Source organism: Citrobacter sp. RHBSTW-00599 (genome assembly GCF_013784065.1).
In the GTDB taxonomy this organism is placed as follows: Bacteria; Pseudomonadota; Gammaproteobacteria; order Enterobacterales; family Enterobacteriaceae; genus Citrobacter; species Citrobacter braakii.
The window spans coordinates 1,054,189-1,067,414 of record NZ_CP056717.1 but is presented as its reverse complement, the minus strand read 5'-3'; the positions used below and the strand labels follow the sequence as shown (position 1 = coordinate 1,067,414).

Below are 13,226 nucleotides of genomic sequence, written 5' to 3'. Positions count from 1 at the left end.
CTAACTTTTTTACTTCTTACTTCGCCTGACGCTTCTGATGTTCACTGGCGGCTTTCACAAAGCCGGCAAACAGCGGGTGCCCATCACGTGGCGTGGAAGTAAATTCCGGGTGGAACTGACAGGCCACGAACCACGGATGATTCGGTACCTCAATGATCTCGACCAACTGATCATCACCGGAACGGCCTGCAATACGCAGACCCGCAGCTTCAATCTGTTTCAACAGCATATTGTTGACTTCGTAACGGTGGCGATGGCGTTCAACAATTGTCGGCGCGCCGTACAGCTGACGAACCAGGCTATCGTCGCTCAACTGACACTGCTGGGCGCCAAGGCGCATTGTGCCGCCCAGATCGCTCTTCTCGGTACGGACTTCAACGTTGCCGTCTTCATCGCGCCATTCGGTAATCAGGGCCACCACCGGGTACTTACAGTCTGGCACAAATTCCGTGGAGTTGGCGTTATCCATACCCACTACGTTACGTGCAAACTCAATCAACGCAACCTGCATACCCAGGCAAATACCCAGATAAGGAACATTGTTTTCACGCGCAAAGCGCGCTGTCGCGATCTTACCTTCAACACCACGGTAGCCGAAGCCGCCAGGGATCAGGATTGCATCAAGACCTTTCAGGATCTCAACGCCGCGCGTTTCGACATCTTGCGAATCGATCAGCTTAATGTTGACGGTGACACGATTCTTCAGACCACCGTGCTTCAATGCTTCGATAACTGACTTATAGGCATCCGGCAGTTCAATATACTTGCCGACCATACCGATAGTCACTTCGCCTGCCGGATTCGCTTCTTCGTAGATAACCTGTTCCCATTCTGACAGATTAGCTTCCGGACAGTTCAAGCTGAATCGTTTACAAATATAATCGTCAAGGCCCTGGGATTTCAACAGGCCTGGAATTTTATAGATGGAATCGACATCTTTCATTGAAATAACGGCTTTTTCTGGCACGTTACAGAACAATGCAATTTTTGCACGTTCGTTGGCCGGAACCGCGCGATCGGAACGACAGATCAGAATGTCAGGCTGAATACCGATAGACAGCAACTCTTTTACCGAGTGCTGAGTCGGTTTAGTTTTGACTTCACCGGCAGCGGCCAGGTAAGGAACCAGAGTCAGGTGCATGAACAGCGCGTGTTCACGACCGATATCCACCGCTAATTGGCGAATCGCTTCCAGGAATGGCAGGGATTCGATATCACCGACCGTACCGCCGATTTCAACCAGAACGACATCATGACCTTCGCCACCGGCAAGGACACGCTCTTTAATCGCGTTGGTGATGTGCGGGATAACCTGTACGGTTGCACCCAGATAGTCGCCACGGCGCTCTTTGCGCAGGACATCGGAGTAAATTCGACCGGTAGTGAAGTTATTGCGGCGAGTCATTTTGGTACGAATGAAACGCTCATAGTGACCCAGGTCCAGGTCGGTTTCAGCGCCGTCTTCAGTAACGAACACTTCCCCGTGTTGGATTGGACTCATAGTACCTGGATCGACGTTGATATACGGATCCAGTTTCATCATGGTCACGTTGAGGCCACGAGCCTCAAGAATGGCTGCCAGGGAGGCTGCGGCAATGCCTTTACCCAGAGAGGATACGACCCCGCCGGTCACAAAAATATAGTTCGTTGTCATGCTGGACCTGAGAAGTTAGGGTGAAACGATGGAATTACCAAGACGGGAAAGTAGTATACCCGAACATGACGAGCGCCACAAACTTTCATTATTCCTCCTCTTCACCAGGCTCACATAAACATCGGGAGTGAGAAAATAGCCCCTTTGGGGTAAATGTTTTTGACGTAAATCAAGCGCTTGTTATTTAAAAAATCACACAAATCGCCCTTGACCGACGAAATCCCTTAGAGATCAATTTCCTGCCGTTTTACCTGTTGCCAGACTTCTTCCATAGTTTCCAGATCAACACCTGTCATTTCCAGACCCCGGGCCGCTACAATTCGCTCAACCTCACGAAAACGGCGCTCAAATTTCTCGTTCGCTTTTTGCAATGCGGTCTCTGCTTTAGTGCCTAAATGCCGAGCCATATTGACCGTAGCAAACAGCAGGTCGCCCATTTCCTCCTCCAGTTTAGCCTGGTCGACAACAGCCTGCTTCGCCTCAAACATGACTTCATCGATCTCTTCGTAAACCTTGTCGACAACCGGTCCTAATGTTTTCCAGTCGAAGCCAACATTAGAGCAGCGTTTCTGGATTTTTTGGGCGCGCATTAACGCCGGTAAACTACGGGGAATATCGTCGAGTGCGGAATGCTGCGCCTTCTGGGCGCGTTCTTCGCTTTTGATTTGCTCCCAGCGGGTCAACACCTCAGTGCTGTTACTGGCAGAAACATCAGCAAAAACATGTGGGTGGCGACGCTCAAGCTTATCGCTGATGGCGGCGCAAATATCATTGAAATCGAAACGTCCTTCTTCCTGCGCCATCTGGGCATAAAACACCACCTGGAACAGCAAGTCACCCAGCTCTCCACGCAGGTCATCGAAGTCTTCCCGCGCAATTGCGTCCAGCACTTCATAGGTTTCTTCGAGGGTGTAAGGGGCAATAGTGGCGAATGTCTGCTCTTTGTCCCAGGGACAACCGTTTTCCGGGTCGCGCAGGCGCTGCATAATACCGAGCAGTCGGTCGATTTGATTCATTGGAATATCCTGAAATTTCAATACGCGAGGCCAGATAAGACGACAGCCGATATCCGGCAACATGGCAATGCCTGATGGCAACGCTAACGCGCCTCACCAGGCATGCAAACTTATCTGGCCTAATAAATAATTAATTACCGTGCAGACGACGTGCGTCGATCACATCCGGCACCTGGTTCAGCTTGCCAAGCACGCGCCCGAGCACCTGCAGGTTATAGATTTCGATGGTCATATCGATGGTAGCCAGCTGCTGTTTGGTATCACTCCGGCTGGCAACCCCCAGCACGTTCACCTTTTCGTTGGCAAGAATCGTGGTGATATCACGTAATAAGCCGCTGCGATCGTTAGCCTGGACGCGAACCACCAGCGAATATCCTGCCGAGTAGCTTTCGCCCCAAACCGCATCAACAATACGTTCCGGCGCATGGGAGCGCAGCTCGGTCAACTGTTCGCAATCCGCCCGGTGCACGGAAATACCGCGGCCCTGAGTGATAAACCCGACAATTTCATCGCCTGGAATCGGCTGGCAGCAGCGCGCGATGTGGTGCATCAGGTTACCCACCCCTTCCACCACCACGCGACCGTCGTCTTTACGGCGACTCTGCGGCGCCTGCGTTTTCTGCTGAAGCTGTTTCAGCGCGGCGGCATCCTGTTCGGCTGCGCTTGGCTTATTAAACTGCGCCTGCAGGAAGTTCACCATCTGGTTGAGGCGAATGTCCCCCCCACCAATCGCCGCCAGCAGCTCATCCAGCTCATTGAAGCTGTAGCGCGGCAGCAGGTGCTTTTCCGCTTCTTTCAGGCTAATGCCTAAATGCGCCAGCTCATCGTCGAGGATCTGGCGGCCAGCAAGGATGTTTTTGTCGCGGTCCTGTTTACGGAACCAGGCGTGGATCTTCGAACGCCCTCGACTGGTGGTGACATAGCCGAGGTTAGGGTTCAGCCAGTCGCGGCTTGGGTTAGGCTGTTTCTGGGTAATAATTTCAATTTGATCGCCCATTTGCAGCTGGTAGGTAAACGGTACGATGCGCCCGCCAATTTTCGCGCCAATGCAACGATGCCCCACATCACTGTGAATATGATAAGCAAAATCGAGCGGTGTGGAGCCCGCAGGTAAGTCCACAACGTCGCCTTTTGGCGTAAAGACGTACACTCGGTCATCAAAGACCTGGCTACGGACTTCATCCAGCATTTCGCCAGAGTCCGCCATCTCTTCCTGCCAGGCGATCAGCTTACGCAGCCATGCAATACGATCTTCATGACCAGAACGCGCCACGCCGGAAGCAGTGCCCTCTTTGTACTTCCAGTGTGCCGCAACGCCCAGTTCGGCATCTTCGTGCATCTGTTTCGTACGGATCTGAATTTCAATGGTTTTCCCGCCCGGTCCCAGCACAACCGTATGAATTGACTGATAGCCGTTGGGTTTCGGGTTAGCGACATAGTCATCGAACTCATCCGGCAGATGGCGATAGTGAGTATGCACTATCCCGAGCGCGGCATAGCAGTCCTGTAAACGCTCCGCCACGATACGCACCGCGCGCACGTCGAAAAGTTCATCGAAGGCCAGCTGCTTTTTCTGCATTTTGCGCCAGATGCTGTAGATGTGTTTCGGACGTCCGTACACTTCGGCTTTGACGCCTTCCGTTTTCATCTCTGAGCGCAAATGACCGACGAACTCATCAATGTAATGCTCGCGATCGATGCGACGTTCGTGCAGCAGCTTGGCAATACGTTTGTATTCAGCCGGGTGCAGGTAACGGAAGCAGTAATCTTCCAGTTCCCATTTTAATTGCCCGATACCCAAACGGTTGGCCAGCGGCGCATAGATATTGGTGCACTCTTTTGCCGCCAGAACGCGTTCATCTTCTGGAGCGTCCTTCACTTCACGCAGATGTGCAATCCGCTCTGCCAGCTTGATGACCACACAGCGGAAATCATCCACCATAGCCAGCAGCATGCGGCGAACGTTATCGACCTGTTCGGAAGAGACTGAATCGGTATGAGTGGCCTTAAGCTGGCGTATTGCCGCCATATCCCGCACGCCGTGGATAAGATGAACAATGGATTTGCCCACGCTCTCGCGCAGGATGTCTTCACTGACCACGTTGGCATCTGCCAGAGGGAACAGCATTGCTGCGCGCAGCGTGTCGATATCCATGCTCAACATGGAGAGTATTTCAACCATCTCCACGCCACGCCATAACAGCAGATCCGCATCCGGATGCCCCTGTGTCTGCTGCTGGCAGTACGCCCAGGTTTCGGCTAAGCGTTCACACGACTGCTGGCTGGAGATCCCCAGACTCGCGATCCATTTCTTTGGATCAAACTCACCAGCTTTATTTATATGTGCACTTCTTACCGCAACCATTGTCCTCTCCTTAAGGGGCCTGGCCTGTCGAAGTCGACAAGCCATACCCATTGTCTTTCACGCTGCATTACCACCCGAAATCCAATGGGTACAAAATTTATTACATACGCTCAAACAGGACCATTGATTCCAGGTGTCCAGTGTGCGGGAACATATCAAGCATCGCCAGTCGCCGTATGGCATATCCCGCGTTGAGCAAAGCGTCGCTGTCACGAGCCAGCGTTGCCGGGTTACAGGATACATAAACAACGCGTATAGGTTCTAATTTTATAATATGTTGCATCACACCTGCAGCCCCCGCACGCGCAGGATCGAGCAATACTTTGTCGAATCCGTTTTTCGCCCACGGCTGCCGGGTAACATCTTCCTCAAGGTTTTCATGAAAGAATGTCACATTGTGTAATCCGTTATTCAGCGCGTTTTCCCGGCCTTTTTCCACCAGCGCCGGTACCCCTTCCACCCCCACCACGTTTGCAGCCCGGGTTGCCAACGGCAGGGTAAAATTACCCATTCCACAGAACAGATCGAGAACGCGATCTTCAGGTTGCACATCCAGCCATTCGAGCGCACGGGCCACCATTTGTTGGTTTACCCCTTCATTGACCTGAATAAAATCACGCGGGCTGAAGGTTAACCGTAGTCCATTTGAGTCATACCAGGGCGACTCTTCTGATATTGATTCCAGTATCTCGCTTTGCGGGGCCAGAAACAAAGACAGCCCCTGAGAATGCGAAAAGCATTCCAGTTTTTCTTTATCCTGAACACTTAATGGCGCCGTGTGGCGCAAAATCATCAGGGTTCCGCTCCCCGCCTGCACCAGCTCGACATGACCAAGATGGCGTAACCCTTGCAGACTTTCCAGACACGCCCGGATGTGGGGCAAGAGCGCTTCAAGCTGGGGCACCAAAATAGGGCATTGTTTGACATCGATAATGTCGCTGGATGCGGATTTGCGAAACCCCATCTGCAATTTTTGTTCTTTTGGCCGATAGTTCAGGCTCAACCTGGCGCGACGACGATAGCCCCACGGGGTATCAGCTATAACATCCGACACTTCACATTTCATTAAACGCGACAACGCCGCGCTTTTGCTACGCTGCTGCAACGAGATGCTGGCATGCTGCTGCTGGCAGCCGCCGCACACGCCAAAATGCGGGCAACGTGGCACTTCACGCTGCGGACTGTCGTTTAAACGTCGTTTTACTTGCGCGCGGGCGAACTGTTTTTTATCTTCGGTAATCACCACCTCGGCGCTTTCCTGAGGTAGCAATTCCGGTATAAACAACGCCTTTCCGTTATGGCGAGCAACGCCCTGGCCGAAAGGATCAAGGTCATTGACGGTAACGGTTATGATCTGACGCGTCGTCACGCGTCGTTTTGCAGAGTAGAATTGCGCCATCGACGAGATATATCTCTATTTAACAGTGTGACCCTAATTGTCCCATAACGGAACTCCATGACCAACTACAGCCTGCGCGCACGCATGATGATTCTGATCCTGGCCCCGACCGTCCTGATTGGTTTGCTGCTCAGTATCTTTTTTGTTGTGCATCGCTATAACGACTTGCAGCGTCAACTGGAAGATGCTGGCGCCAGCATCATTGAGCCACTCGCGGTCTCCAGCGAATATGGCATGAATCTGCAAAACAGAGAATCCATCGGCCAACTTATCAGCGTGCTGCATCGTCGCCATTCCGATATCGTGCGGGCAATTTCTGTCTATGACGAGAATAACCGGCTGTTTGTCACATCCAATTTTCATCTCGATCCGTCTGAAATGCAGCTGGCAACCGGTTCACCATTTCCCCGTAAGCTGAGCGTCACCCGGCTCGGGGATATCATGATCCTACGAACGCCAATTATATCGGAAAGCTATTCGCCGGATGAATCTGCCGTCAGCGACGCCAAAAATACGGAAAATATGCTGGGGTATGTGGCGCTTGAGCTGGACCTCAAGTCAGTACGATTGCAGCAGTATAAAGAGATCTTTATCTCCAGCGTAATGATGCTGTTTTGTATCGGTATTGCGTTAATTTTTGGCTGGCGTCTGATGCGCGACGTGACTGGCCCGATTCGCAATATGGTAAATACCGTTGACCGAATACGTAGAGGACAGCTCGACAGCCGCGTCGAAGGTTTCATGTTGGGCGAGCTGGATATGCTCAAAAATGGCATCAACTCGATGGCGATGTCACTTGCGGCCTACCATGAAGAGATGCAGCACAACATCGACCAGGCCACCTCTGACCTGCGCGAAACGTTGGAGCAGATGGAAATCCAGAACGTCGAACTGGATCTGGCGAAGAAACGCGCCCAGGAAGCGGCGCGTATTAAGTCTGAGTTTCTGGCTAACATGTCGCATGAGCTGCGTACGCCGCTGAATGGCGTGATTGGCTTCACCCGCCTGACGCTTAAAACCGAGCTCAACACGACGCAGCGCGATCACCTGAATACGATTGAACGCTCGGCCAACAATCTGTTGGCCATCATCAATGATGTGCTCGACTTCTCCAAACTTGAGGCGGGCAAACTGATTCTGGAAAGCATCCCATTCCCGCTGCGTAGCACGCTGGATGACGTCGTCACGCTGTTAGCGCACTCATCCCATGATAAAGGGCTTGAGCTGACGCTAAATATTAAGAATGACGTGCCGGACAACGTCATCGGGGACCCGCTGCGCTTACAGCAGGTAATCACTAATCTGGTTGGCAATGCCATCAAATTTACCGAAGGCGGTAATATCGACATTCTGGTCGAGAAACGCGCCCTCAGTAACACGAAAGTGCAAATTGAAGTGCAAATCCGCGATACCGGAATTGGCATCCCTGAGCGCGATCAGTCACGCCTGTTCCAGGCCTTCCGCCAGGCCGATGCCAGTATTTCCCGCCGCCACGGCGGGACAGGACTGGGCCTGGTCATTACGCAAAAGCTGGTCAATGAAATGGGCGGGGATATCTCCTTCCACAGCCAGCCGAACCGGGGCTCCACGTTCTGGTTCCATATCAGCCTCGATCTCAACCCTAACGTTCTCGTGGATCGCTCAACCACGCACTGTCTGACCGGAAAGCGGCTGGCCTACGTTGAACCTAACGCCACAGCCGCGCAATGCACGTTAGATATCTTGAGTGAAACGCCGCTAGAGGTGATTTACAGCCCTTCATTCTCCGGGCTGCCGAAGGATCATTACGATATTCTGCTGCTTGGCATACCGGTCACTTTACGCGAACCGCTCACTATGCAGCATGAGCGGCTGGCAAGCGCAGCGGCGATGACCGACTTTTTGTTACTGGCTCTGCCTTGCCATGCGCAGATCAACGCTGAGAAATTAAAGCAGGGCGGCGCGGCGGCGTGCCTGTTGAAACCTCTTACCTCAACCCGCTTACTGCCAGCGTTGACAGAGTATTGTCAACTGAACCACAGCGCGGCTCCGCTGCTGTTAGACGAGAGCAAAATTGCGATGACCGTCATGGCGGTGGACGACAACCCGGCGAACCTCAAGCTGATTGGCGCACTGCTGGAAGATAAAGTGCAGCACGTCGTGCTCTGCGACAGCGGACATCAGGCAGTGGATCGCGCCAAACAGATGCAGTTTGATCTCATCCTGATGGATATTCAGATGCCAGACATGGACGGTATTCGCGCCTGCGAACTGATCCACCAGCTTCCTCATCAACAACAGACGCCGGTCATTGCGGTCACCGCGCATGCCATGGCCGGGCAAAAAGAGAAGCTGCTCAGCGCCGGGATGAACGATTACCTGGCGAAGCCTATCGAAGAAGATAAGCTGCATAATCTGCTGTTACGCTACAAACCCGGCGCGAGCTCATCGCTGAGGGCGCTCGCTGTTGAACCGGTCGTCAATCCGAATACCACACTCGACTGGCAACTGGCGTTAAGGCAAGCCGCCGGTAAAAACGATCTGGCGCGGGATATGCTGCAAATGCTGCTCGATTTTCTGCCCGAAGTGCGTAACAAAATTGAAGAACAGCTGGTCGGTGAAAACCCTGAAGGACTGGTGGATATGATCCATAAACTGCATGGCAGTTGCGGTTATAGCGGCGTTCCCCGCATGAAAAACCTGTGTCAGCTGATTGAGCAGCAATTACGTAGCGGGAGCAAAGAAGAAGAGCTGGAGCCTGAGTTTTTAGAGCTTCTGGATGAAATGGATAACGTTGCGCGCGAAGCGAAGAAGTTGTTAGGGTAAAGATCTGATTGCCGGATGACGACGCTCACGCGTCTTATCCGGCTTTCATGCCACATCATTCAACGTAATTGCTGACCCGCTTTCAGGGTCGCGGCCACGTTTCGCGCCGTCATTCGCACGTTCTCACTCGCGTTCTTCAGCGCCTCATCCAGTGTGCAAACGGTATAGATAACGCTAAAAACCGCATCCAGCCCATGCTCATGTACAACACCGACATCAGCCGTCAGGCTCCCGGCAATGCCGATAACCGGTTTGTTGTAACGCTTTGCCACCTTCGCCACGCCAACCGGAACCTTACCGTGAATGGTCTGGCTGTCGATACGTCCTTCACCCGTGACCACTAAATCCGCATCCGCAACGCAGTCGTCGAGGTGTAACGCATCCGTCACAACCTCAATACCGCAGCGTAACTGTGCGCCGCAAAACGCATACAGTGCCGCCCCCATACCACCAGCCGCGCCACCACCCGCCAGTTCCAGCACGTTGACGTCCAGATCGCGGGCAATGAGTTGCGCATAATGCGTGAGCGCCCGATCAAGACGAAGAATCATCTCCGGCGTCGCCCCCTTTTGCGGACCGAAGACCGCAGAGGCCCCCTCTTCACCGGTCAACGGATTAGTCACATCGCAGGCCACTTCAATACGGCACGCGGCAAGACGCGGGTCTAGCTGAGAAATATCAATCCGGGCGAGTGATTCAAGGCCAGTCCCGCCATGAGCAATATCGTTATTTTGCGCATCCAGTAATTTTGCTCCCAGCGCTTGCACCATCCCGGCACCGCCATCATTGGTGGCGCTGCCGCCAATGCCGATAATGATATGTTCAACGCCCGCGTCCAGCGCATGACGGATTAGCTCCCCGGTGCCCCAGGAGGTCGTTTTCAGCGGATCGCGTAAACCTGCGGGAACCTGCTCCAGTCCGCTGGCGGCCGCCATTTCGATAAACGCCGAACGCTCATCCCCGGATAAACCATAAAATGCCTGAATCGTTTTACCCAGAGGGCCGGTAACATCAACATGCACAAGGTGGCCTTGCGTTGCGGCAACCATCGCTTCGACCGTTCCCTCACCGCCATCCGCGACCGGGATCTTCACGTAATTCGCCTCAGGCCAGATCTCACGAAATCCCAGCTCAATAGCCGTTGCCACTTCAAGCGCACTCAAACTTTCCTTATAGGAATCCGGTGCGATTACTATTTTCATAAAGCATCCTTACGCATGTTGACTGTGTTAAGCATACACCAGGAGAAAAACCGCCCCTTTATGGGAGCGGTCCCAGTTCGCTTAGCGTACCATGCACGGACGCTTATTATCAAACGTCCAGTTCGGGATCAGAAACTGCATTCCCATGGCATCATCGCGCGCTCCCAGTCCATGTTGCTGATACAGCTCATGAGCTTTCATAACCTGATCCATATCCAGCTCCACGCCCAGACCCGGCTTCACCGGTACCTGCACCATGCCGCCTTTGATTTCAAACGGCTCTTTGGTCAGGCGTTGATTGCCTTCCTGCCAGATCCAGTGGGTATCGATAGCGGTAATTTTGCCGGGCGCCGCCGCCGCAACATGAGTAAACATCGCCAGCGAAATATCAAAGTGGTTGTTAGAGTGCGAGCCCCAGGTCAGCCCAAACTCATGACACATCTGCGCAACGCGGACAGAACCCTGCATAGTCCAGAAGTGCGGATCCGCCAGCGGGATATCCACGGACTGCAACGACAGCGTATGTCCCATCTGACGCCAGTCGGTGGCGATCATGTTGGTGGCGGTCGGCAGACCGGTAGCACGACGGAATTCCGCCATGACTTCACGGCCTGAGAACCCCTGCTCGGCACCGCACGGATCTTCCGCATAAGCCAGCGATCCTTTCAGGTATTTACCAATTTTAATCGCTTCATTCAGCGACCACGCGCCATTGGGATCGAGCGTGACACGTGCCTGTGGAAAGCGTTTCGCCAGCGCCACAATAGATTCCGCTTCTTCTTCCCCGGCCAACACCCCGCCTTTCAGTTTGAAATCGTTAAAACCATATTTCTCATATGCGGCTTCCGCCAGGCGCACCACTGCATCCGGGGTCATCGCCTCTTCATGACGCAGGCGATACCAGTCGCATTTCTCATCCGGCTGGCTCTGATACGGCAGCGGCGTCGCGTTACGGTTACCGACGAAGAACAGATAACCCAGCATTTCAACTTCGCTACGCTGCTGACCGTCGCCCAGCAGAGATGCGACGTTAACGCCCAGATGCTGACCCAGCAGATCCAACATGGCCGCTTCGATCCCGGTAACCACATGAATAGTGGTACGTAAATCGAAGGTCTGCAAACCGCGTCCACCGGCATCACGATCGGCAAAGGTATTGCGGACCGCATTCAGTACGTTTTTGTATTCACCTAACGTTTTGCCCACCACCAGCGGAATGGCATCTTCCAGGGTCTGACGAATTTTTTCGCCGCCGGGAATCTCACCCACGCCAGTATGACCGGAGTTATCTTTGATAATCACAATATTACGCGTGAAGAACGGGGCATGTGCGCCGCTCAGATTCATCAGCATGCTGTCATGGCCCGCAACCGGGATCACCTGCATCGCGGTTACGACTGGGGTAGTAAATTGTGCGCTCATAATTAAGTCCTTATTCAAAATTAGTGGCGGCCGAAAACGGGACGTTTACGGTCATAAGTCCATCCAGGGATCAGATACTGCATCGGGCCTGCGTCATTACGCGCGCCGCCGGGCAGCGCTTTATAGGCTTCATGCGCTTTCTGTACCTGATCCCAGTCCAGTTCCACGCCCAGGCCGGGCGCGTCGGGTACCGCAATTTTTCCGTGTTTAATCTCCAGCGGATTTTTGGTCAGGCGGCAATCGCCCTCCTGCCAGATCCAGTGGGTGTCGATCGCCGTTGGGTTGCCCGGCGCAGCGGCACCGACGTGGGTGAACATCGCCAGGGAAATATCAAAATGATTGTTAGAGTGGCAGCCCCAGGTCAGTCCCCAGTCATCGCATAGCTGTGCCACGCGTACCGCGCCGGAAAGGGTCCAGAAGTGCGGATCGGCCAGTGGAATATCTACCGAGTAGAGCATCACCGCATGGCCCATCTCACGCCAGTTGGTGGCTATCATATTCGTTGCTACCGGCAGACCGGTTGCACGGCGGAACTCGGCCATCACTTCGCGGCCAGAAAAGCCCTGTTCTGCGCCGCACGGATCTTCGGCGTAAGTCAGAACATCGTTCAGCCCTTTACACAAGGAGATAGCTTCATCCAGTAGCCAGGCACCGTTAGGGTCGACCGTAATACGCGCATCCGGGAAACATTGTTTCAACGCGCGAACGGTGTCGATTTCCTGCTCGCCAGGCAGCACACCGCCTTTGAGTTTGAAATCTTTAAAGCCGTAGCGATCCTGCGAAGCCTGAGCCAGACGTACCACCGCCTCACTGTTCATCGCCTGCTGGTGACGCAGGTGATACCACTCATGGTTGCCCGGCGTGCTATCGAGATACGGCAGATCGGTTTTGCTACGATCTCCCACGTAGAACAGATAGCCGAGCACGGTGACCGCATCGCGCTGCTTGCCAGGCCCTAACAGTTCGCAGACCGGCACGTTCAGCGCCTTGCCCAGCAGGTCGAGCAGTGCGGCTTCCAGCGCGGCCACCGCATTAACCCGCAGTTCAAAGGTCCAGGCACCTTTGCCAAAGGTGTCAAAATCAGCGGCCTGGTTGCCTTTATGCACCTGCTGAACCACTTTATTCAGGCGCGCGACTTCCTGACCCAACACTTGTGGAATCGCGTCCACCAGCGTCTGATAAATCACTTCACCGCCCGGCGCTTCACCGACGCCGGTATTTCCGGCGTTATCGGTGAGCACGACGATATTGCGGGTAAAGTATGCGTTATGCGCCCCGCCAATATTGAGCAGCATGCTGTCATGACCGGCCACCGGGATGACCTTCATATCGGTAATAATGGGACTCGATTGTGTTGTCATCA

Annotated in this window: 8 protein-coding genes; 1 reads left to right on the top strand and 7 read right to left on the bottom strand. The window is 53.7% G+C overall.

Annotated elements, in window-relative coordinates; genetic code table 11:
- Positions 1–16: 16 nt before the first annotated feature.
- The 4 genes from pyrG to rlmD form a co-directional block, all read right to left on the bottom strand.
- Positions 17–1,654 (bottom strand): CTP synthase (glutamine hydrolyzing), encoded by a 1,638-nt coding sequence (pyrG, locus tag HV243_RS05065; RefSeq protein WP_016154233.1) that lies wholly within the window; start codon positions 1,652–1,654, stop codon positions 17–19.
- Between the two features lie 224 nt (positions 1,655–1,878).
- Positions 1,879–2,670 carry a nucleoside triphosphate pyrophosphohydrolase gene (gene mazG / locus HV243_RS05060; protein WP_016154234.1) on the bottom strand — a complete coding sequence of 264 codons (792 nt, stop codon included), beginning with the start codon at positions 2,668–2,670 and terminating at the stop codon, positions 1,879–1,881.
- A gap of 130 nt (positions 2,671–2,800) precedes the next feature.
- Positions 2,801–5,035, bottom strand: a complete 2,235-nt coding sequence (gene relA, locus HV243_RS05055) for a GTP diphosphokinase (RefSeq protein WP_016154235.1) — start codon at positions 5,033–5,035, stop codon at positions 2,801–2,803.
- 100 nt (positions 5,036–5,135) lie between these two features.
- Positions 5,136–6,434, bottom strand: a complete 1,299-nt coding sequence (gene rlmD / locus HV243_RS05050; RefSeq protein ID WP_016157350.1) for a 23S rRNA (uracil(1939)-C(5))-methyltransferase RlmD — start codon at positions 6,432–6,434, stop codon at positions 5,136–5,138.
- 57 nt (positions 6,435–6,491) lie between these two features.
- Between rlmD and barA the strand changes: the two genes are divergently transcribed.
- Positions 6,492–9,239: a two-component sensor histidine kinase BarA gene (gene barA / locus HV243_RS05045; RefSeq protein ID WP_053389430.1), complete on the top strand. Its 2,748-nt coding sequence runs from the start codon at positions 6,492–6,494 to the stop codon at positions 9,237–9,239.
- A gap of 59 nt (positions 9,240–9,298) precedes the next feature.
- On the opposite strand, the gene HV243_RS05040 is transcribed toward barA, so the two are convergent.
- The 3 genes from HV243_RS05040 to HV243_RS05030 all read right to left on the bottom strand — a co-directional run bounded on the left by HV243_RS05040 (position 9,299) and on the right by HV243_RS05030 (position 13,224).
- A complete protein-coding gene (locus HV243_RS05040; RefSeq protein ID WP_016154238.1) occupies positions 9,299–10,441 on the bottom strand; it encodes a glycerate kinase in 1,143 nt (380 codons plus the stop codon).
- Between the two features lie 81 nt (positions 10,442–10,522).
- Positions 10,523–11,863, bottom strand: a complete 1,341-nt coding sequence (gene gudD / locus HV243_RS05035) for a glucarate dehydratase (RefSeq protein WP_053389429.1) — start codon at positions 11,861–11,863, stop codon at positions 10,523–10,525.
- A 20-nt stretch (positions 11,864–11,883) separates the two neighbouring features.
- Entirely contained in the window at positions 11,884–13,224 is a 1,341-nt protein-coding gene (locus HV243_RS05030; RefSeq protein WP_053389428.1) for an enolase C-terminal domain-like protein, read from the bottom strand.
- Positions 13,225–13,226 lie beyond the last annotated feature (2 nt).